The following is a 21,218-nucleotide window of genomic DNA, read 5'->3' as shown; positions in this document are numbered from 1 at the left end:
ACGGCCAGTCGTACTGGGCCAAAAGTCCCTGGCTGCCTACTCGTCGAGAAGCGCGGCCACCTTGGTGGTGGTGTTCCAGTTGCGGATCGTGATGCCTGGGTAGACGGGTGAGCTGACGATCTTGTTGACCCTGCTGCTCGAAGCCCTGGCGGCGATCCGCCGGTGATAGGTCGCCCGCTTGCCGACCACCACGTCATCGACCTCGGGGTGCGTCACGATGTGAGGCTTCACCTCATCGGCGGTGATGCCCATGTAGAAGAACACGTCGTAGCGATAGGTGTCGGGATCGCTTCCGAACCCTTTGGGCGCATCCGCGATGACCTCGCCGTATCTCTTGGGATCGAGGACGAGGACGCGTACGAGATCCGAGTCGATCGTGAAGGCTGATCGCAGGTTGGCGTCGATGTGGGCTGCCACCTTGTCGGCCGGCAGATCGCTCTCGAGCAGCACATTGCCCGACTGGATGTAGGTGCGCACATTGTCGAAGTTGGCAGACAGGTGCTCACGGAGCTCAGCCATCGGGATCTTGTTGCGCCCGCCGACATTGATGCCGCGGAACAGCACGACGTACTTCATCCCTCGATTCTCGCGCAGTGGGAAGACAGTTCTCCCCCGGTCCGCGCCCGCACTGGCGCGTCAAGATCGCGTCAAGAGCCGCTAGCGCTCCGTCAACGCCCGTGAATTCGGGCGTTTGCGGGTGTGCCATGGAGGCATGACCTTCGATACAGCCGTCCCGCTGGTGATCGTGATTGGCCTGTTGGCGTACCTCGTCGCAGCCCTGATCTTCCCCAACCGGTTCTGAGAGGCACCCATGTCTGACACCACCGCCGGGCTGCTCACGATCGCAGCCCTCATTGCCTTGCTCGCCGCGGTCTACGTACCGCTCGGCGACTACATGGCGCGCGTCTTCACCAGCCCCAGGCACTGGGGCTTTGAAAAGCGCGTCTACCGCCTGCTCGGGGTCAATCCCGACTCGGAGCAGACTGCCCGCTCCTACACGTACAGCGTGTTGGGCTTCTCCGCCGTCAGCATTGTTGCGCTGTTCGCGATCCTGATCGGCCAACAGGCGCTGCCGTTCGACCGAGGCTTGGCTGGCATGCCGTGGGACATGGGGCTGAACACTGCGATCTCGTTCGTGACCAATACCAACTGGCAGTCGTACGCCGGTGAGTCGACGCTCGGGTTCAGTGCCCAAGCTGGCGGCCTCGCCGTGCAGAACTTCCTGTCTGCCGCTGTTGGTCTCGCGGTCGCGGTGGCCCTGATCCGTGGCTTCGTCCGCTCACGCAGTGGCGAGCTCGGCAACTTCTGGGTTGACCTCGTACGCGGCACGTTGCGCATCCTGCTACCTGTCGCCTTCGTCGGCGCGATCCTGCTCATCTCCCAGGGCGCCATCCAGAACTTCGCCGATCACACGGTGAACACAATTACGGGCGGCACTCAGGTCATTCCCGGTGGTCCGGTCGCGAGCCAAGAGGCGATCAAGGAGCTCGGCACCAACGGTGGTGGCTTCTTCAACGCCAACTCGGCTCACCCGTTCGAGAACCCCAACCCGTTCTCCAACTTGATCGAGATGTTCCTCATCCTCGTCATCCCGATCTCCTTGACTCGCACTCTCGGCACGATGGTCGGCAACCGCAAGCAGGGTTTGTCGATCCTGGGTGCCATGGCCGTTCTCATCGGCGCGGCGACGGCGATCACGACTTGGGCAGAAGCTGGTGCGCACTCGCAGGCGGCCAAGCTCGCAGGGGCTGCGATGGAGGGCAAAGAGACTCAGTTCGGTGAATGGGCGTCATCGCTCTGGGCCGTTCTGACGACCGGTACGTCCACAGGTGCAGTCAACTCCGCGCACGACTCGTTCACACCCACAGGCGGCGGCACAGTGCTCGTCAACATCATGCTCGGCGAGGTCTCTCCGGGCGGAGTCGGCGCGGGCATCTACGGCATCCTCATCATGGCGATCCTGACGGTGTTCATCGCCGGGCTCATGGTCGGCAGAACACCGGAGATCCTCGGCAAGAAGATCAGTGCGCGGGAGATGACGTACGTCGCTCTCTACACGTTGAGCGTGCCGGCGATCATCCTGATCGGAATCGGCGTCGCCATCGCGCTGCCGAGTTCGGCAGACGCCATGGGCAACCCAGGCGGTCACGGATTCAGTGAAGTTGTGTACGCCTTCACGTCGGCGGCAAACAACAACGGCAGCGCTTTTGGTGGCATCACCGTGACGTCGACGTTCTTCCAGATCTCGCTGGCGCTGGCGATGCTACTTGGTCGGTTCATCCCGATCGTGCTGGTGCTCGCGCTGGCGGGGTCGCTCGCCAAACAGGGCAAGGTCCCGGTCACCTCCGGCACGTTGCCCACCAACACACCCCTGTTCGCCGGTCTGCTCGTCGGCGTGATCCTCCTGATCACCGGTCTGACGTTCTTCCCGGCGCTCGCGCTCGGACCCATCGCGGAGGCACTCTCATGACCCTGTCCACCCTTCTCTCGCAGCTGCCAGCGGCACTGCGGAAGCTGGATCCACGCCACCTTTGGCGCAGTCCGGTGATGTTCATCGTGTGGATCGGGTCGGTGATGACCACGGTCATCGCGATCTCTGATCCGTCGGTGTTCGCATGGGTCGTCACGGTCTGGTTGTGGCTCACGGTAATCTTCGGCAATCTCGCCGAGGCCGTCGCCGAGGGGCGCGGCAAATCCCAAGCAGCGTCGCTGCGGGCAGCGCGTACGGACGTCACTGCCCGACGGCTCAACTCCGCTGGTGTCGAGGAGACCGTCGCCGGCACGCAGCTCCGCAAGGGCGACCGCGTTGTCGTCGCGGCTGGAGAGACGATCCCGGGCGATGGTGACGTCGTCGAAGGCGTCGCTTCGGTCGACGAGTCGGCGATCACCGGCGAGTCTGCACCCGTCATTCGCGAGGCCGGCGGCGACCGATCGGCCGTCACAGGCGGCACGAAGGTGCTGTCGGACCAGATCGTCATTCAGATCACGTCAGCGCCAGGCGAGACGTTCATCGATCGAATGATTGCTCTCGTCGAGGGTGCGACGCGTCGCAAGACCCCAAACGAGATCGCACTGTCGATCCTTCTGGTGAGCCTGACAATCGTGTTCCTGCTTGCGGTGGCAACACTCAAGCCAATGGCGGACTACGCCGGCGCACCGCAGGAGACCCTGGTTCTCGTCGCGCTCCTGGTGTGCCTCATCCCGACGACAATCGGTGCGCTGCTCAGCGCGATCGGCATCGCCGGCATGGATCGACTCGTCCAGGTCAATGTGCTCGCCATGTCGGGACGTGCCGTCGAGGCTGCCGGCGACGTCAGCACTCTGCTGCTCGACAAGACGGGCACCATCACGTACGGCAACCGTCGTGCGTCGGAGTTCGTCCCCGCTGACGGGGTGACCCTGGTGCAGCTGCGTGATGCGGCTCGGCTGTCGAGCCTTGCCGACCAGACGCCGGAGGGACGCTCAATCGTTGAGCTTGCTCTGGCTGAAGGTGCGAATGACGCCGATCTGCCCGCAGGTGCGGAGTTCGTCGAGTTCACCGCCCAGACCCGCATGTCGGGCGTCGATCTCGCCGACGGTCGCACGGTGCGCAAGGGCGCCGGATCGTCGGTCGCCGCGTGGGTCGGTCGCGACATGGACCGCGGCGTCCGTATGTCGATCGACGCGATCGCCGGCAGCGGCGGTACACCACTCGTTGTCGCTGAGTCCGACGCGAATGGCTCAAAGGTGCTGGGCGTCGTACACCTCAAAGACGTCGTCAAAGAAGGCATGGTTGAGCGGTTTGCCGAGCTGCGTCGTATGGGTATCCGCACCGTCATGATCACGGGCGACAACCCGCTGACGGCCGCGGCCATCGCCAAGGAGGCGGGGGTCGACGACTTCCTCGCCGAGGCAACGCCTGAGGACAAGATGAAGCTGATCCACAAGGAGCAGGAGGGCGGACGACTCGTCGCGATGACCGGAGACGGTACGAACGACGCGCCTGCTCTGGCGGCTGCCGACGTGGGTGTCGCCATGAACTCGGGCACCTCTGCGGCCAAAGAAGCGGGCAACATGGTCGACCTCGACTCCGACCCGACCAAGCTCATCAACATCGTCGAGATCGGCAAGCAGCTCCTCATCACTCGGGGCGCACTCACGACGTTCTCGATCGCCAACGATGTCGCGAAGTACTTCGCGATCATCCCCGCGATGTTCCTGGTGGCTTATCCGTCACTGGACACGCTCAACGTCATGAACCTCGCAACGCCGAAGTCCGCGATTGTCTCTGCAGTGATCTTCAACGCCCTGGTCATCGTGGCGCTGATCCCACTCGCCCTGAGGGGAGTGAAGTTCCGTGCCGCATCGGCGGAGTCGGTGCTACGTCGCAACATCTTGGTCTACGGCGTCGGTGGCGTGATTGCACCATTCATCGGGATCAAGCTCATCGATCTCATCGTCTCGACCATCCCAGGAATTGGATAACTCATGGCAACCTTCTTTCGTCAGTGCTTTGTCGGCTTCAAGGTCCTCGTGGTCATGACCGTCGTGCTCGGTGTGGCCTACCCGGCTGCTGTGTGGGGTGTTGGCCAGGTCGCCTTCAACGACAACGCGAACGGTCAGATCGTCAGCCGCGACGGCAAGGACGTCGGCTCGTCGATCATCGGCCAGAACTTCAAGGTCGACGATCCCCAGTGGTTCCACGGCCGCCCGTCGGCCGCCGAGTACGACGGTCTCGCCTCGGCAGCCTCGAACCTCGGGCCCTCCAACCCCGACCTGCTCACGGCCATCAAGGAACGTCAGGAAGCGGTCGCTGGTGCCGAAGGCGTCGATGTCAGCGATGTGCCGGCCGATGCCGTGACCGCGTCAGGGTCGGGACTGGACCCGTACATCTCGCCGGAGTACGCCGCGCTGCAGGTAGAGCGCGTCGCGAAGGCACGCGGCCTCTTGGTGGATGCTGTGCGCAGGCTGGTCGAGGACCATACGTACGGGCGCCAGCTCGGTTTCCTCGGAGAACCCAAGGTCAATGTGTTGGAGCTCAACCTCGCACTCGAGCGACAGTGAGTTAGTCGCCGGTGCACACTGAGAACGTGGAGACCGAGGCGAGGCAGCGAGGCATCCTGAGGGTGTACCTCGGTGCCTCACCCGGCGTTGGCAAGACGTTCGCGATGCTCGATGAAGGCCAGCGTCGGGCATCGCGTGGCACCGATGTCGTGGTCGGGTTCGTCGAGACACACGGCAGACTCCACACCGCCGAGCAGGTGGCCGATCTAGAGGTCATTCCGCGCCGTCGCATTGACTATCGAGGCACCTCGTACGAAGAGATGGATCTGCCGGCAATCCTCGTTCGCAACCCCGAGGTGGCGCTGGTCGACGAGCTCGCACATACGAATGTGACAGGTACGGAGAACGAGAAGCGCTGGCAGGACATTGAGACGCTGCTCGACGCCGGGATCTGCGTCATCACCACGGTCAACATCCAGCACCTGGAGTCCCTCAACGACGTGGTCGAGTCGATCACCGGGATTCGCCAGCGCGAGACAGTGCCCGACAAGATCGTGCGACAGGCCGACGCGATCGAACTCGTCGACATGAGCCCGCAGTCGCTTCGACGCCGAATGGCGCACGGCAACATCTACTCCGCGGACAAGATCGATGCAGCAATGTCCCAGTTCTTCCGGGAGGGCAACCTCACGGCCCTGCGCGAGTTGGCGCTGCTGTGGTTGGCCGATCGGGTCGACGAAGGAATGGACCGCTATCGCGACCAGCACCAGATCGACTCGACGTGGGCTGCCCGCGAGCGTCTGGTTGTCGCGGTGACCGGCGGCCCAGAGTCCGAGGTATTGCTTCGGCGAGCCGCTCGCATCGCTTCGCGTACGGGCGGCGGGGCGTGGATGGCGCTGTACGTGACGCGCGGCGACGGGCTGGTTCAGATGGATCCAGCGCGCCTGCACAAGCTCCACGCGATGACCGAGGACATGGGCGGCAGCTTCCACACGGTCGTCGGAGACGACGCGGCGACGGCGATTCTCGACTTTGCGCGCGCTGAGAACGCCACCCAGATCATCATCGGCGCGAGTCGGCGAGGACGGCTTTCGACGCTGGTCAACCCGGGAATCGGCGAGATCGTGATCGCGGAGTCAGGAGACATCGACGTCCACATCGTCACGCACGACCAAGCGCGCCGAAAGAAAGGAAACGTACGCGCGACTCCCGAGCTGGGTCGACGACGTCGGCTACTCGGCTATGCGGTCGGCATCTTGGGACCGTTCGTACTTTCTGGACTCCTGCTGGTCACCCCTGACTTCCACGGATTGCCCACGGAGTCGCTGTTCTTCATGGGCTTGGTCGTTGCGACAGCTCTGATTGGCGGCCTCCGTCCTGCTGTCGTTCAGGCCCTGGTGAGCGGCTTTTGCCTCAACTTCTTCTTCACCCCGCCCACGGGAAAGATCACGATCGCGAGCGGCGAGAACGCCTTCGCACTGGTGCTCTTCGTCATCGTCGCCATCGCCGTGTCGTCCGTGGTTGACCTGGCAGCACGCCGTACCGCACAGGCGGAGAAGGCGAGCGCGGAAGCAGACGCGCTGACTGTGCTTTCGCACAACCTGCTCCACGCCCATGACTTCCCAGAGCTGCTTGCCAGTGCGTGCGAACTGTTCGGCATGCGCGGAGCGGCGATCATCGCCACGGGAGATCACGTTCGCAAGGCATACGGCGCTCCGATCGCTGCGCTCGCCGATGCAGATGTCAGCGTGAAGATCGACGATGAGTCGCGCCTCGCGCTGATCGGACGACCTCTTCCGGCAGCGGACCAGCGACTTCTGAAGGCATACGCCGCGCACGCTGCGGTCATAGGCGAGCGGCGCCGGGCGGCTGCCGAGAGCGGAGAGCGGCACGCACTTGAGGAAGCCGACCGCACGCGCACAGCACTGCTGGCCGCCGTCTCGCACGACCTTCGTTCGCCGCTGGCCGCAGTCAAGGCTGCGATCAGTAGTCTGCGGAACACCGACATCGACTGGTCGCCTGAGGACGAAGAGGCTCTGCTCGCGACAGTCGAGGAATCGGCGGATCGACTCGACGATCTCGTTGCCAATCTGCTCGACATGAGCCGCCTTCAGATGGGTGCTGTCAAGGCGCATGTCGACGAAGTTGAGGTCGAAGGGGTCATCCGCGACGCCGTGTCTTCTCTGGCCGGCAGCGAGCGGGTCGTCGTAGACATCGACCCTGCCGCGGCGCTGATCGCAGCCGACGCAGGTCTGCTCGAGCGCGTCGTGGCGAACCTCGTTGCAAATGCCCTCAGCTACGCACCAGAGAACACATCGGTGCGCGTCGACGCATCCGTGTTGGCCGGTCGCGCGCTCATACGAGTAGTCGACACAGGTCCCGGGGTTCCACCAGCCGAACGCGATCGACTGTTTGAGCCGTTCCAACGGCTGGGTGACGTTCCTCGCGGTGAAGGAGTGGGTCTTGGTCTCGCCGTTGCACGCGGGCTGACCGAGGCGATGGGCGGTACGTTGTCCGCCGAGGACACACCTGGCGGTGGATTGACGTTCGTCGCCGACCTCCCGTTGCGGACCGCGGATGGAGACGCTCAATGACCTTTGTGCTCGCTGTCGATGATGATCCCGCCATCCTGCGCACTCTCTCGATCAACTTGCGCGCTCGTGGCTATGACGTCGAGACGGCGGGAGATGGCCGCTCTGCTTTGCAGATCGTCGACGAGCGGATGCCGGACGTGGTGATCCTCGACCTCGGTCTCCCTGATCTGGACGGCGTCACGGTGCTGAAGCGCCTGAGGGCCTACGGGCAGGTACCGGTCGTAGTTCTGTCAGCGCGGCACGAATCCGATGACAAGGTCGAGGCTCTCGACGAGGGTGCCGACGACTACATCACCAAGCCGTTCGACATCGAGGAACTACTTGCACGCGTACGGGCGGCAATTCGGCGCAGCGGAGGTGACGGATCACCCCTGGTCGTCGAAGTCGGAGACGTCTTGCTCGACATCACCGAGCGCAAGGCATCGCGCGGCGGAGCGGACGTGCGCCTCACGCCGACTGAATGGCACATCGTCGAGGTGCTGGCGCGCAGTGGCGGACGCCTCGTACGTCAGGCTGACCTGCTGCATGAGGTGTGGGGGCCGGGCTACGACCGGGAGACCAACTACCTGCGCGTCTACATGGCTCAGCTGCGGCGAAAGCTTGAACAGGATCCATCGCGCCCGACGATCTTCCTGACGGATCCCGGAATTGGTTACCGGCTCGTGTCCGATCGTCAGTCAGACTGATCGCATGCTGCATTTGAGGATCACCTCGCCTGCGGATCTGACCGATGATGTTTTGTCGATCATGGCTGACGACCCGGCAGTCAGTAGCCTCTCGATCCTGAGGGGTGCTGCGGTGCGTCCCAAGGGTGATGTCGTCCTCGTCGATGTTGCTCGCGAAGGTGCCAACGCGTTGATCGACCAGCTCCGCGACATCGGCCTGCACGAGTCGGGAAGCATCCACGCTGAGCCGGTCCAAGCGTGGCTGTCCGAGGAGGGTCTGATCGCAGAGCGGCGAACGCCGGGGAGCAGCGCGGACGCTGTGGTCTGGGTTGATGTCACCAACCGTGCGTACGAGGACTCTGAGCTGAACTGGACCTATCTCAGCTTCATGGTCTTGGCGACGCTGATCGCCAGCATCGCCATCATCCTCGATTCTCAAATCTTGGTGATCGGGGCCATGGTCCTCGGACCAGAGTTCGGCGCGGTGGCCGCTGTTGGTGTGGCCCTGGTTCGTCGGCGCTACTCCCTGTTGGCGTTGTCCGCCCGAACTCTGCTCATTGGATTCGTTGTCGCGATCTTGGCGACCACAGTCGCGGCGCTGATCGGACGCGGACTGGGCTGGATCACGGTGGACGACGTGACTGGTCCCCGACCACAGACCGCATTCATCTACTCGCCCGACAGGTGGTCGTTCATCGTTGCGGTCATCGCCGCCGCAGCTGGGGTCCTGTCGCTGATCTCCGCGAAAGCGGGAGGTCTGTCCGGGGTCTTCATATCGGTGACGACCATCCCGGCAGCCGGCAATGTGGCGCTAGGTCTCGCGTTCGGGGTGGGCCACGAGATCTGGGGAAGCACCTTGCAGCTGTTGATCAACATCACCGGTATGGCCCTCGCTGGCTGGGCGACGCTGGCAATCCATCAAGCGCTGTGGGCTCGGTTCTCCAAGCCGCGCACCGGTACAACGAGTAGTTGAAGGCAGCCCGGTTCACCCGTCGTAGTCAACGTTGACCTCGTCGGTGGTGGGGTGAGCCTGGCAGGTGAGCACGTAGCCAGCCTCAACGACGGCGGTCGAGAGTGCGAAATTCTGATCCATCGACACCGACCCCAGCAGAACCTTCGCCTTGCAGGTTCCACATGCTCCGCCGAGGCAGGCGTAGGGCGCGTCCAACCCCGCCTTGAGCGCTGATTCAAGAACCGTGTCGCCCGCAGCGAGCGGGACCTCGTGCCGACGGCCGCGCAGGTTCACCCCGACAGTTGATGGGGCGAAGCCATCGGCAGCCTTCGGTTTCTGGAAGCCGTGAAAGAGCTCTACGTGGATGCTGTCCGGCTCGGCTCCGGTTTCGATGAGATGTCCGCGCAGATCGGTCACCATCTCGACCGGCCCACACAGGAACCAGTCGTCCACCGAGTCCTCAGCCAGCTCGGAGCTGAGCCATTGATCGAGCTTCGGCCGATCGACGCGACCACGGAGGTGCTCTGGGTGTCGCGGGTCGCGAGAACGCACGTGAATGACCCATAGTCGGTCGGCGTAACGCGACTCGAGATCATCCAACTCCTCCCGAAACATCGTGCTGTCCGCGTCTCGGTTGCCGTAAATCAGGGTGAAGCGACTTTCGGTTTCGACTTCGAGCGTCGTTTGCAGGATCGAGAGGACAGGGGTGATACCGCTACCGGCGGCGATCGCCACATAGTTCTTGGTCGCAAGCGGGTTAAGCGGAGTGCCGAACGAGCCGGTCGGTGTCATCAGTTCGAGTGTGTCGCCGGCTCGTAGCTGTTCCATGACGAAAGTAGAGAAGGCGCCCCCGGGAATGTGCTTGACCGCGATCTCCAGCGCGTCCGAGGTCGAGGCGGAGCAGATCGAATAGTTGCGCCGTACGCCTTCGCCTCCGAGGTTCGTACGGACGGTGACGTGCTGACCGGGCTCGAAGGAGAACTGATCGAGTAGGTCGTCAGGAACGTCGAAGCGGACCAGTGCACTGTCGTTGGTCAAACGGTCGACGCCAGCGACCCTGAGTGAGTGGAACACCGCGGCGCCGGCGGACGAGCGCTTCGGCATACGTACGGGCAGAAGACGGGCGAGCGTGCCATTCAGACGCTTCCACTCCCGGTACTCGTCTGCGTCGAGCTGCTGGCCGAAGACGGTTCCGATCGCAGCGTCCCGCTCGAGGTATGCCTCCTCGTTTCGCCGCCACGTCGCGACGTAGCGGTAGAAGGGGATCGAGGGGTGCAGGTGATGGACGAGGTGATAGTTCTGCGAGAGAAGCAGCGGTGTGAGGACCCACTCCGAGCCGACTCGGTTGCGGGTGGCCCGGTAGCGGTTCTCTTGTTGAGTGTCCTCAAGGTCGTGGTGTGGCAACCAGTCGAACCACCACGCCAGTACGAACATGGCGATTCGTTCGGGGATCAGATAGATCAGTGCCAGGGTCCACAGCTGACCGGTGAATGCGCAAATGACAATCACTGTGATGGTCGCAACCATCAGGAACACGGTCTCCAAGACCTCGGCCCTGGGCCGGCGCTTTACATTGCGAATCAGAAAGGCCAGGTACGGCACGTCCATCAGGGGGAACCGGACGGGAAGCTGCCACATTGGCGCGCCGCTGACGAAATGGTCAGGGTCGTTCTCGTCGTCGTTGGTGTTGCGGTGGTGCTCAATGTGAATGAAGGCGAACGACTTGAACGAGATCAGTGGCGAGACGAACAGCATCGCGACCCGGCCGAACGCCACATTGACCCAGCGGTGAGTGCTGATTGAGTAGTGCGCGGCATCGTGCAGCACCGTGAACAGCACGAAGATCGCACCCGCGCTGAGCGAGACCGTCGCCGGGGCGGGAAGCCTGTCGGCCACCGCCGCCCATGTGGAGAACGCGAACACCGCAACGGCACCGCAGAAGATGCCGACAATAGGCCACGAGATCACTGGGACACCTTCACCCGGGTCAGGGAGTGCGTGGCGCGAGGCTGTGGCTTGCTCTGCGGTTGCTGACATGCCTGCACCATACGAACCGCGAGCTGCTTGGCACTAGGGGTTTCGAGCCCAGCACAATGTGCTGGCAGCACACCGTCGGTTAGGTTTTGCCAGGCTCCGGGGCAAGTATCACTGGTCCGAGCACATGGACGAGCTGCAGTGCGGCGTGCAGCTCGGCAACTCGTGTCGTGGCAGGACGCCCTCTGAGTTCCTCTGCCCGGTGCATACGCTGAAGCACGGTGTTGCGATGCACACCGAGTGCCTTCGCTGCGGCTGCCAGTCCTCCCTGTGCGTCGAGGACTGCCAACAGAGTCCGCCGATCCTCTTCCTCTCGACGTCCCACGACAGCAAGGGCACCAAGCTCAGAAGAGACGAATGCGCGGGCAAGCTCCAGGTCGCCGCTCATCATGTCGACGAGAGCGATCTCAGCGTATGGAGTCAGCGGCACCGCCCGACCTGAAAGGTGAACTATCCGCCGGGCGCGCTGAGCCTGGGCATGGGAGTCGCGGAAGCCGCCGGGGCCCTCTGCTGGCGTACCGAGGGAGATCCGGACCGACGACGGGATCTGGTCGGCCAGTGCCGTGAGGCCCCCAGGTGTCACGTCGGGTGCGTGAGTGGTGGAAACCCACCCCCACAGCGCCTGAGCTCCGTCCGCGACGAGCAGAGGATGAACGGAACCGAAGTGCGCACCCGCCACCGCTCCGATGCCTCCGAGATCAGCATCATCGCGCTCGGTCCAGCAAATGAAGGCGGTCTGCCATCCTGTGAGCCGGTGTGACAACGCTCTTTCGGCTCGCCCGAGGTCGATCTTGTCGCCGGCTATCAGACCACGGACGGCATCGGTCCGGGCCGCTCGGGCTCGGTTTTGTATGCGATCGAGTTCGGCACCATACTCGGCGGCAACCTCGCTGGAGATGCGGTCGGCGTAAGGGAACGCGTACCGCTGAAGGCTGGCCACCACCCCGAGTGCGAGCGTTGGGTCTTCGACCACGTCCGTGACCTTGGAGAGCATGCGCTCACTGAAGTAGGCGTGGCCCAGGCGATAGAAGCGCAGCATCACGTCGACGCTGTAGCCGCGAGCCGCCATGGCGCGCGCATGCTCCAAGGCCGTGACAGGTGCAGTCGCCGCGCTCACGTCTATTCCGTGTCGAATCATCGAAAGCGCCGCTTCTAGGTTCGACGAGCACGATCCGAGAGTCAGTCCGCGGATCTCGTCATCGGCGCCAGCTTCCGGGATGCGCTCGAGGAGGTACGCAAACATGTCGTCCGCGTACGACGACACATCCCGCAGCAGTTCAGCGGCCGTGCGACGCAACTCGAGCACCAGCGCGTCGGGAGGAACATTCGCCGGATCGCCGGCACTCGTGCTCATGACCGGGACACTACCGAGATTCACACTTTGATTTCCGTGGAGCCGCTTATCGGAATCGAACCGATGACCTTTTCATTACGAGGGCGCTGGATCGAGCTTGCACCGATTGCACACGTTGCAGCGAATGATTCCGTTGCGATTCAAACTCAACGTGTTCGCCATCGGGGCAAATCCGGGGCAAATCCCCGACCCGACCACCGAGCGGCTTTCTGGCGGGCGCTGATGCGTAGCTCGTGGGGTGGCGCAGAGGCTTCGCATGGATGCGCTCATCTTCCGCGACGTTCGGTGCATGGCCCAGTTGCGCATCCGTGTGGAGGGGCGCCGATCAGTGACCGTCGGAAAGCCGCGTTCTCACCCGCGCGTGAAACGAATGCTCAGCCACTCGCTGCCCGGTCTTCGGTCCGGATGGGCAGCGCCGCGCGCAAGGGCGGAGCCCGCGCACGGCCTGCACAGTCGGCCCGATGGCCGGACTCGATGGATCGGCACGTTCAGAGCTGAGCTGGCTCGCTTGGTCGGCTTGGGTGCGCCCTTTGTAACACAGCACCCACAAAATACATTCTCAGCATCCGTCCACCCGCGGGACTTGCTAAGAAGCCGTGTCAGGCATTCCGTGGCTAGTGAAGTGCTCAATCTCAACGATGAGAAAAAGCGCGACGGATCGAGCAATAACTTGTCCAGCGACGTCTTCGAGGGTGGCCGACATACGGATCTTGCGACCGTCCGGCTTTGTGCTGACCGCTCGCAGTGAGTACTCGACATCCAGGAGCACAGGTCGGAGGTACTCGACCTCAAGCTTGCGGGTGACCGCGAGGTTTCCGATGGCGTACAGGAGGAACCCATAGAGGTCGTCCAGCACTGTCGCCACAGCCCCACCGTGAGCAATGCCTGGGGCACCGACGTGGCGGGCATCGAACTTGTGCGTCGCAACGACTGCGTTAGCCCCTTCGCGGCGAGCCTCCAGATGGTGACCGTGCGGATTCTGAACGCCACATCCCAGACACTGCGGATGGTGCGACGGCAGGGTGTCGCCATCAGACTGCGGGGCTTGTTGATCCTGTTCCCAGCATGCAAACAGGGCATCGAATCCATTTCCGCTCATGAGGACGCTTTTCCTGGGTTCCGAGGAGCGAGGCCGTCGAGCAGAAGACGTGAAACTCCGCGAGCGATGTTTTCCGGATCGTTCTGTGGGCCGAATATGGCTTCCATTAGGCCAACTACCGTCACGGTCCCGAAGATCATGACGGCTTCCGACATGGGGTCCTCAGTGGCTCGTAGGGAGCCATCCTTTGCACCTTCTCGCAACAATTCCTCCACGGGCTCGTAGAAGGCTGCACTAAGCGCCGCCGCAAGCTCCGGTAGTCGCGTCGCTCGGCCGAGGTCGCCGACCAAAGCTCGGCACAATGCGGGGTGGCGAACCATCACATCCAATTGCGCGCGAACCACGCCGACCAAGCGCTCGCTGGCTTGCCCATCCGCGGCCACCGCCACAGCCACATCCCCGGCAATCGCGGTAAGGAGGTCTTTGAGCAAGAACGCAAGTATCTCCTCCTTGCCTGCGAAGTAGTAATACAAGGTCGCCTTCGGCACGCCACTCGCTTCGGCAATGTCGTCGATCTTGGTGTTGTCCAGCCCTTGATCGGCCATCAACTCGGCCGCTCCGTACAGCTTGGTGGCGAGCTGAACTGGCAGTGCCCTCATCGCATCCTCCTGTTGTCGAGGTGAGTCTAGCGTTGCATGACCGCAGTTTGTACTCTAAGTTCAACATCTGTGACTAGGATGTGGACAATGAAGCCAAGCCGACAGAGCGGTCGCCGCGGCGTTCTGCGCCTCCCTCGCCTCGCCCTGAAGTTCCCGGCCTTCACAGTTGCTGCTTGGATCGCGCTCAGCGTGGGGCTGGTTTTGATCCCGCCCAGCTTGGAAGAGGTCGTCGAGCGGGGCACGACGGCATTCTTGCCAGATGGGGCACCTAGCGTTCGCGGCCTGGAAGCCATGGACTCGGCCTTTGGCACCGGAAAGACACAGGCATACGCGTTCGTAGTCCTAGTCAACGATGATGGCCTGAACGACTCTGATGAGGCGACGTACCGTCGCATCGTGAGTGGCTTGAATGCTCACCCGAAACAGATCGTCGAGGTTCAGGATTACCTAGATCAAAGCCAGCTACGGACCTCGCTGACGAGCAAGGACGGACGTGCCACCTATATACCAGTCGGGCTGAAGGCACCGATTGGGTCACCTCGGTCGAACGAGGATGTGGCGCTCCTGAGGAGCATTGTTGACAAGGCGGACCCTGATCCCGGCACGAAGGTTCACATCACCGGCGATCCAGCAACAGTGGCCGACCTGACCACTGCTGTCGATGAGGCGTCGAAGACGATCCACGCCGTCAGCATCGGACTGTTGGTACTCATCCTGGTGTTGATCTACCGGCGACTTGTCACTGTACTGATTCCGCTGGCCACCATCGGAGTGGCCTTGGTGTGCACGCGAGGCGTGCTTTCCATACTTGGGGAGTCCGGGCTCGCACTGTCGTCCTACACGTCGGCCTTCGTGATGGCGATTGTGCTCGGCGCCGGTACTGACTACTCCGTCTTCCTGCTGAGCAGATTCCGTGATGAGTACCGCGACAGCGGCAACGTGACAACCGCGATTGATACCGCAACGACTCGCATCGGCTCGGCTCTGGTGGCTTCAGCGGCCACGGTCATCTTGGGCGCTTGCACTTTGATCGCAGCCAACCTCGGCATCTTCTCCACCACCGGTCCAGGGATGGCAATCGCGGTCGCCGTGTCGTTGGCCGCCAACCTGACCCTGACCCCCGTACTCATCTCGTGGGCCGGACACCGCATCGGTCCTGCACCTGCGATCCACCCTGAATCCACCTGGAGCCGAGTCGGCACCTTGGTCGCAACACGACCCGGCAGAGTCCTCGCTGGAAGCGTCCTCTTCCTCGCCGCTCTGGCTGCGTTTCTTCCTACGATGACCTTGTCGTTCGATACCCGCGCAGCCCAGCCGTCCACCACTCCCAGCAACGTCGGCAATGCCGCTCTGTCTAAGCACTTCGCGCCGAACGAGACCCTGCCCGACTACATCTTGGTGACCTCCAAACGAGACATGCGCAATCCAAAAGACCTGGCCAGTATCAACACATTGAGCAATGCGGTTGCCAAAGTCCCCGGGGTCTCCTCAGTACGGAGCATCACCCAACCTGCGGGCAAGCCGCTGCGTGAAGCCCAGATCAGCCACCAGCTAGGAACGCTGGCGAAGGAGCTGAACGAGGCCGATCGCAAGCTCACGAAAGCGCAACCGGGGCTGGACCAATTGAGCGACGGGGCCACGGAGCTTGATCGCGGAACGAAACAACTCGCTGACGGAAGCGCCCAGGCTGTGAGCGGCGCCGACCAATTCGTCACTGGCCTGACCGAACTCAAGGCCGGCCTTGGAACCGCTGCCGACAAGACCGATACCGCCGCATCAGGCGCCGCACAGCTCGCCGACGGCGCAAATCAGCTCGCCACTGGCCTCCAGGGCGCTCACGACAAAGCGGCGCAAGGTGTTCAGGGACTTAGATCGATTCAGCAGGCACTCGCCGCCGATCCCCTGTGCGGCATCGACCCCATCTGCAACAAGGCTCGAAAGGGACTCAAGCAAATCGTCGACGCCCAAGAGGATCAGCTCCTCGGCGGCCTTCAAGACGCCGCGACCGCCGCCAAGCGCATTGGATCCGGCCAGAGCGACCTCGCCGACGGACTGCGCAAGTTGCATGAGGGCCTGGTCCGCGCAGAAAAGGGCAGCGGGGAGCTTGCAGACGGACAGAAAGTCTTCCGAGACAAACTCGCCCAGCTCGCCGCAGGAAGCGAGCAGCTCGCTGACGGCACTAGTGCAATCAGCCCAGGCATCACCCAACTTGCGACCGAGACATCCCAACTCACCGACGGACTTGATGAAGCAGGCACCTACCTGACCGATGTCCGAGACGAAGCCAACACGGTAGACGCGGGTGGCTTCTACCTCCCCGTTAGTGCACTCAAGGACGAGGACCTCGCCCTGGCACGCAAGACGTTCCTCAGCTCCGATGGTCGAGTGGCACGCATCCAGATCAGCGGCAAGACCGATCCTCTCAGTGTCGACGGTGTCAACAGGTACGCCGCCACTCACGACGCGGCCAAACAAGCCATCCGCGGCACGACATTGGAGGACACTGACATCCTCGCGACAGGCGCTGGGGGTCTAGGAGCGGACCTACAAGAATATCTTGATCACGACACCCGATACGTGGTCGGCCTGGTCCTCGCCATCGTGCTGCTGATCCTGATCATCACGCTCAGGTCACTCGTCGCGCCCATCTACCTCTTGGCCTCGGTCATCCTCTCGTGCGCCGCAGCCCTCGGCCTGACCACTCTCTTCTGGCAGCACCTCATCGGTCAAAACATCGAGTTCAACGTGCCAGTCATTGCGTTCGTGCTCCTCGTCGCGGTCGGTGCCGACTACAACATTCTGCTAATGAGTCGCATGCGCGAGGGCGGGCTGAACCTGAGCCGTCGAGACGTGGCCGATGCCGTTACCGCTACCGGACCCGTCATCACCTCGGCCGGGATAATTTTCGCGAGTGCATTTGTCGCCCTCATCGGCTCCTCGGTCCACGGCCTAGCCCAAACGGGTTTCGCGGTCGCAGTCGGTTTGCTTCTTGACACCTTCGTTGTCCGCACCCTTGTCGTCCCTTCTTGCGCCGCACTACTCGGGGACCGCAACTGGTGGCCCAGCAAACCACCGGTAGACGAGCCCACTCCTCAGACTGTGGACGGTAGTTCCTAATATGGAACTATGACTGACTTCCGATCCGACCCAATGCCGTCCCCTGAGGGCAGGGGCAAAGCCCGCAAAGCGTGGGATCGCTATCTGGCCTGGACCGAAAAGAACGTTGCACCAATCACGGATCCTGTCCTTCGACCCCTTGCACGCAGGTACTCGGCCAACAAAGTCACCGATCTAGTGGGCTTCTGGGTTATGTGGCATGCCTACGGCGGATATCAAGGACTTATCGACCTGGGAATGGCGCCCACCACTGTGTATCGCAAGGTCAAGTGGTTCCGCACGGTCTTTGGAACTCATCCAGACGAATACGACATGCGCGGCGTCTCCGTCGATCTGAAGAAATGGTTCTCCGCCTCCGAGGAAGAATAGACTATTTCCATATCTGGAAGTATTGACGACCGTGCTTGGTCTGACTACATTCTCATATATGGATATAGAACGGAACAATTCACTGAAAGAGCTGGCGTCTGGCGTTGATGCTCTGTACCTGACAGGCCGTGGAGTTCTGACCTCCGCACTGGTGGAAGACCTCGAACGAGCTCGCACGCTCGCCAGCGTCAACCGCGACCCCGTTCCACTCACTCTCGGCAACGAGCAATTCCTGGTGGGCTGGGGGCCGCTCAACAAGCATCGGTTCCGACTTGAGCACAGGCACGCGATGGTTGGGATGACCTACAGCGACAACTTGCCGACGGTTTTCGTCCAGCCTCATGCCGAGTTCATTCACGCCGTAGGTATCGAAGCCGTCGTGAAATGGTGCCGCGAAACTTTCGCCGCGATCCTCGGCCACATCGACTGGCAAGTGAGCCGAATGGACCTCTTCGTCGACGTACAAGGTTGGAGCCTCGTCGCCGAAGACCGTCGCGATTTCGTTTCACGAGCCAAAGCTCGCCGGACCTGGGAAGACGACGAAGACCTCACTGGACTCGGGTGGGGCGCCGGTAACGCAATTCTTGCCCGAATCTACGACAAGACCCTTGAGTCGCTGCAAAAAGGAACCGACTGGTGGCCCAGCGTGTGGGGCGATGCCTACAAGCCAGGCGACCGAGTTGTACGAGTGGAGTTTCAGCTCCGCCGGGACGCACTCCGCGACTTCGGTCTAAGTGACCCTGATGATGTCCTCCGAAATCGCCGGACGCTGTGGAAGTACCTCACTGGCGAATGGCTCAGTTTGCGCGAACCCAGCGGCGATTCAAACCGATCGCGCCGACCAGTCTCGGACGACTGGCGGCGGATACAGGATGCACAATTGGCCGGTGCACCCATCGGCGATGAACTCGTACGGATTGGCTCGCGAGAAGGTTCACTCCGAATCCTCCTCCCTGCTCTCATCGGCTATGCAACAGCGGCAGGCGCGCACTTTGACGCGCGCACCATCGAGGAACTTCTCGTAGTCCTCAAGAGCGTGATGACCAAGGACGAGCATGTGCGCGGAGTGAGCATCGAGCACCGTCTGGCCATACAGCGGCGTCGCCTTGGGTTGGCCTGATGGAGGCTCTGCTGAACTCGCGGACTGTCGCCGGACTACTCGGCGTTCATCCGTCGACGCTTTGTCGGATGCGGCTTGCCGGTGACGGCCCCCCCGTCATCTGGGTAACTCCAAAGTCCCCGCGCTATCTGTCTACCGATGTTCTCGCGTGGATTCGATCGCACCGTGGCGGCGCGTGATGGCCGCGATTCGCAAAGAGGCCAACGGTCGATGGACCGCAGTCGTCAAGGACGGTCGTCGGTATGTCGGCGCGAAGACATTCGACACAAAACGTGAAGCGCAGACTTGGGCCGCGTCGGAACAATCCAAACTGTCTGCCGGTGTCGACCTGAAAGCTGGTCGTGTTCGGGTTGAGACTCGCCTAGCGACTTGGGTCCGCGACAGAGAGGGCGCCGTCGCGCCCGGAACCCTGACTGTCGATGCCGACCTGGCGCGGGTTTTGCCACGCTGGTTCATGGGTTTGTCTGTGAATGCCGTCACCGAGGCACACGTCGCTCAGTTGCTGGTCGGGTGGTCGCGCGATGACCGAGCGCACAGCTCCGTCGTCAGATACCGCGCATCCCTTTCCGCCTTCTTCGCGGACTGCGTACGTGCACGACTGACGACAGCTTCCCCGGTTGCCGGAGTCCGTGCGCCCAGACGGATAGATCCTGCCGTCGAAATGCAGCCATTCACGGAGGCTGAGATCGACCTCCTTGCCGATGAGATTGCCAAGCTGAATGAACGTCTCGCCGATGTGGTCGTAGTCGCCGCCTGGACTGGTCTGCGATGGGGGGAACTTCGCGCACTGCGTGTAGGTGATCTGATCGAAGTACCTGATGCGATGCTGCGCGTGCAGAGAAGTCGAAGCGAAGGCCGAGACACCAAATCCACCAAGTCCGGGCACTCCCGACTTGTGCCTGTCGCTGACCGCGTTAAGCCCCTGCTACTGGCAATGGCGCAGGCTAAAGCTCCAACCGACCTGCTCATCACGACCGATCGAGGCGCGGCCATTCATCGCACCGCATTCATGCGAAGCACCGATTGGCGAAACTTGGGAAAAGGGCGACGAATCCACGACCTCAGACACACCGCCGCTTGCCTCTGGCTGGCACGCGGAGTACCAGTCGTGACGGTCAAGACGTGGATGGGTCACGCAGATATCAGCACGACAGACCGATACGTCCATCACCTCGGCACGACGGCAGATCGAGCTGGATTAGCTCTCCTAAATGGCCCCGGGGCAAATCTGGGGCAAACCTCATCAGATGGGGTGAATCGTCCAGATGCCCACAAACTGCCGTGACCTGCTGGGACGTGTGGAGCCGCTTATCGGAATCGAACCGATGACCTTTTCATTACGAGTGAAACGCTCTACCGACTGAGCTAAAGCGGCCAAGGTTCAGCGAGGATCGCCCGCCGAACCGAAGCAAGAGTCTACCGGTTGGCCGTACCGGGAACGAACTGACCTCAGCACCGTAGAATCGCATCCGTGACTGACGCGACGCAGGCAGAGCTCGAGGAGATCCGAGCGAGCATCGACAACATCGATGCTGCGCTGATCCATGTCTTGGCGGAGCGATTCAAGTACACGAAGCGCGTCGGCAAGCTCAAGGCTGAGCACAGCATGCCGCCTGCCGACCCTGAGCGTGAGTCACGGCAGATCACCCGACTGCGCGCCCTCGCCGCAGAGGCCGATCTCGACCCGGCATTCGCCGAGAAGTTCATCAACTTCATCATCGAAGAGGTCATCCGCCACCACGAGGCCATCCGCAACTAACTCGTTGGTCTGGTCGAGTTCACACGGCAGGTCTACGCTGCCTGCATGGCTCTCGCAGACGACATCCTTTCCGGCATCGACACGGACACCCTCGACAACATCGCCCAGCAGCTCGGCATCGAGCCCGGCAAGGTGCAGGAAGTCCTCAAGGACAGCCTCCCCGCTCTGCTCGGCGGCCTCGACAAGAACGTCCAGAGCGGTGACGGTGCAGCTTCGCTGGCCAGCGCGCTCGGCGATCACGCCGAAGCCCAACCGCTCGGGGACCTCGGTGCCCTGATCAGCGGTGTGGCCGGCAGCGGCATCCTCGAGAAGGTGCTCGGCGGCTCCACGCCCGATGTCTCGCAGGCCATTGGCGACAAGTCCGGAGTGTCCGGAATCGACGTCGAAAAGATCCTCAAGATCGCCGCGCCGATCGTGATGGCCTTCCTCGCGAGCAGAGTCGCCGGTAGCGGAAAGGCCGATGCGGGTGCCGTGAAGGCCGAAGTCGAAAAGGCCAACTCGACCGCAAAGTCGGACGCTCCCGATCTCGGCTCGATCCTCGGCAGCCTGCTCGGCGGCGCGAAGTAGCGCTTG

At 62.5% G+C, this 21,218-nt stretch carries 18 protein-coding genes and 1 tRNA gene; 13 read left to right on the top strand and 6 right to left on the bottom strand.

Features of this window, described 5'->3' with window-relative positions:
* Positions 1–36: 36 nt before the first annotated feature.
* Positions 37–576: a DUF1697 domain-containing protein gene (locus J2X11_RS03065; RefSeq protein WP_309966650.1), complete on the bottom strand. Its 540-nt coding sequence runs from the start codon at positions 574–576 to the stop codon at positions 37–39.
* A gap of 136 nt (positions 577–712) precedes the next feature.
* Here J2X11_RS03065 and kdpF point away from each other — a divergent pair, with 136 nt between their 5' ends.
* From kdpF to J2X11_RS03030, 7 genes are read left to right on the top strand one after another with little or no spacing between them, the layout of a single operon-like run.
* Positions 713–802, top strand: coding sequence for a K(+)-transporting ATPase subunit F (gene kdpF / locus J2X11_RS03060; protein ID WP_309966648.1), 90 nt, complete (start codon positions 713–715; stop codon positions 800–802).
* A 9-nt stretch (positions 803–811) separates the two neighbouring features.
* Positions 812–2,470: a potassium-transporting ATPase subunit KdpA gene (kdpA, locus tag J2X11_RS03055; RefSeq protein ID WP_309966646.1), complete on the top strand. Its 1,659-nt coding sequence runs from the start codon at positions 812–814 to the stop codon at positions 2,468–2,470.
* Positions 2,467–4,464 carry a potassium-transporting ATPase subunit KdpB gene (kdpB, locus tag J2X11_RS03050; protein ID WP_309966644.1) on the top strand — a complete coding sequence of 666 codons (1,998 nt, stop codon included), beginning with the start codon at positions 2,467–2,469 and terminating at the stop codon, positions 4,462–4,464. The genes kdpA and kdpB overlap by 4 nt, the downstream gene beginning before the upstream one ends.
* Positions 4,465–4,467: 3 nt before the next feature.
* Positions 4,468–5,043 carry a potassium-transporting ATPase subunit KdpC gene (gene kdpC, locus J2X11_RS03045; RefSeq protein WP_309966642.1) on the top strand — a complete coding sequence of 192 codons (576 nt, stop codon included), beginning with the start codon at positions 4,468–4,470 and terminating at the stop codon, positions 5,041–5,043.
* A gap of 26 nt (positions 5,044–5,069) precedes the next feature.
* Positions 5,070–7,577, top strand: a complete 2,508-nt coding sequence (locus J2X11_RS03040) for a sensor histidine kinase KdpD (RefSeq protein ID WP_309966639.1) — start codon at positions 5,070–5,072, stop codon at positions 7,575–7,577.
* The gene (locus J2X11_RS03035) at positions 7,574–8,263 is read left to right on the top strand and encodes a response regulator transcription factor (RefSeq protein ID WP_309966637.1); all 690 of its coding nucleotides are present in this window, start codon (positions 7,574–7,576) and stop codon (positions 8,261–8,263) included. The genes J2X11_RS03040 and J2X11_RS03035 overlap by 4 nt, the downstream gene beginning before the upstream one ends.
* A gap of 4 nt (positions 8,264–8,267) precedes the next feature.
* Positions 8,268–9,215 carry a DUF389 domain-containing protein gene (locus tag J2X11_RS03030; RefSeq protein WP_309966635.1) on the top strand — a complete coding sequence of 316 codons (948 nt, stop codon included), beginning with the start codon at positions 8,268–8,270 and terminating at the stop codon, positions 9,213–9,215.
* 12 nt (positions 9,216–9,227) lie between these two features.
* Here J2X11_RS03030 and J2X11_RS03025 read toward each other — a convergent pair whose 3' ends face one another.
* The 4 genes from J2X11_RS03025 to J2X11_RS03010 all read right to left on the bottom strand — a co-directional run bounded on the left by J2X11_RS03025 (position 9,228) and on the right by J2X11_RS03010 (position 14,280).
* The gene (locus J2X11_RS03025) at positions 9,228–11,231 is read right to left on the bottom strand and encodes a fatty acid desaturase (RefSeq protein ID WP_309966634.1); all 2,004 of its coding nucleotides are present in this window, start codon (positions 11,229–11,231) and stop codon (positions 9,228–9,230) included.
* Positions 11,232–11,310: 79 nt separating this feature from the next.
* Positions 11,311–12,582, bottom strand: a complete 1,272-nt coding sequence (locus J2X11_RS03020; protein ID WP_309966632.1) for a helix-turn-helix domain-containing protein — start codon at positions 12,580–12,582, stop codon at positions 11,311–11,313.
* A gap of 586 nt (positions 12,583–13,168) precedes the next feature.
* Complete coding sequence (locus J2X11_RS03015) at positions 13,169–13,681, bottom strand: PaaI family thioesterase (RefSeq protein ID WP_309966630.1); 513 nt, start codon at positions 13,679–13,681, stop codon at positions 13,169–13,171.
* Complete coding sequence (locus tag J2X11_RS03010; RefSeq protein ID WP_309966628.1) at positions 13,678–14,280, bottom strand: TetR/AcrR family transcriptional regulator; 603 nt, start codon at positions 14,278–14,280, stop codon at positions 13,678–13,680. The genes J2X11_RS03015 and J2X11_RS03010 overlap by 4 nt, the downstream gene beginning before the upstream one ends.
* A 36-nt stretch (positions 14,281–14,316) precedes the next feature.
* Between J2X11_RS03010 and J2X11_RS03005 the strand changes: the two genes are divergently transcribed.
* The 4 genes from J2X11_RS03005 to J2X11_RS02990 all read left to right on the top strand — a co-directional run bounded on the left by J2X11_RS03005 (position 14,317) and on the right by J2X11_RS02990 (position 20,171).
* A complete protein-coding gene (locus J2X11_RS03005) occupies positions 14,317–17,397 on the top strand; it encodes an MMPL family transporter (RefSeq protein WP_309966626.1) in 3,081 nt (1,026 codons plus the stop codon).
* Positions 17,398–17,406: 9 nt separating this feature from the next.
* Entirely contained in the window at positions 17,407–17,766 is a 360-nt protein-coding gene (locus J2X11_RS03000) for a hypothetical protein (RefSeq protein WP_309966625.1), read from the top strand.
* 58 nt (positions 17,767–17,824) lie between these two features.
* Complete coding sequence (locus J2X11_RS02995) at positions 17,825–18,886, top strand: hypothetical protein (RefSeq protein WP_309966624.1); 1,062 nt, start codon at positions 17,825–17,827, stop codon at positions 18,884–18,886.
* Between the two features lie 148 nt (positions 18,887–19,034).
* Positions 19,035–20,171 carry a tyrosine-type recombinase/integrase gene (locus tag J2X11_RS02990; protein WP_309966621.1) on the top strand — a complete coding sequence of 379 codons (1,137 nt, stop codon included), beginning with the start codon at positions 19,035–19,037 and terminating at the stop codon, positions 20,169–20,171.
* A gap of 14 nt (positions 20,172–20,185) precedes the next feature.
* Here J2X11_RS02990 and J2X11_RS02985 read toward each other — a convergent pair.
* Positions 20,186–20,261: transfer RNA gene (locus J2X11_RS02985), tRNA-Thr, on the bottom strand.
* A 96-nt stretch (positions 20,262–20,357) separates the two neighbouring features.
* Between J2X11_RS02985 and J2X11_RS02980 the strand changes: the two genes are divergently transcribed.
* Positions 20,358–20,645: a chorismate mutase gene (locus J2X11_RS02980; RefSeq protein WP_309966618.1), complete on the top strand. Its 288-nt coding sequence runs from the start codon at positions 20,358–20,360 to the stop codon at positions 20,643–20,645.
* 45 nt (positions 20,646–20,690) lie between these two features.
* Positions 20,691–21,212 carry a DUF937 domain-containing protein gene (locus J2X11_RS02975; protein WP_309966616.1) on the top strand — a complete coding sequence of 174 codons (522 nt, stop codon included), beginning with the start codon at positions 20,691–20,693 and terminating at the stop codon, positions 21,210–21,212.
* The last annotated feature ends 6 nt before the right edge of the window (positions 21,213–21,218 follow it).

The organism is Aeromicrobium panaciterrae (assembly GCF_031457275.1).
Taxonomy (GTDB): Bacteria; Actinomycetota; Actinomycetes; order Propionibacteriales; family Nocardioidaceae; genus Aeromicrobium; species Aeromicrobium panaciterrae_A.
This window is presented reverse-complemented; position numbering and strand designations above follow the sequence as displayed.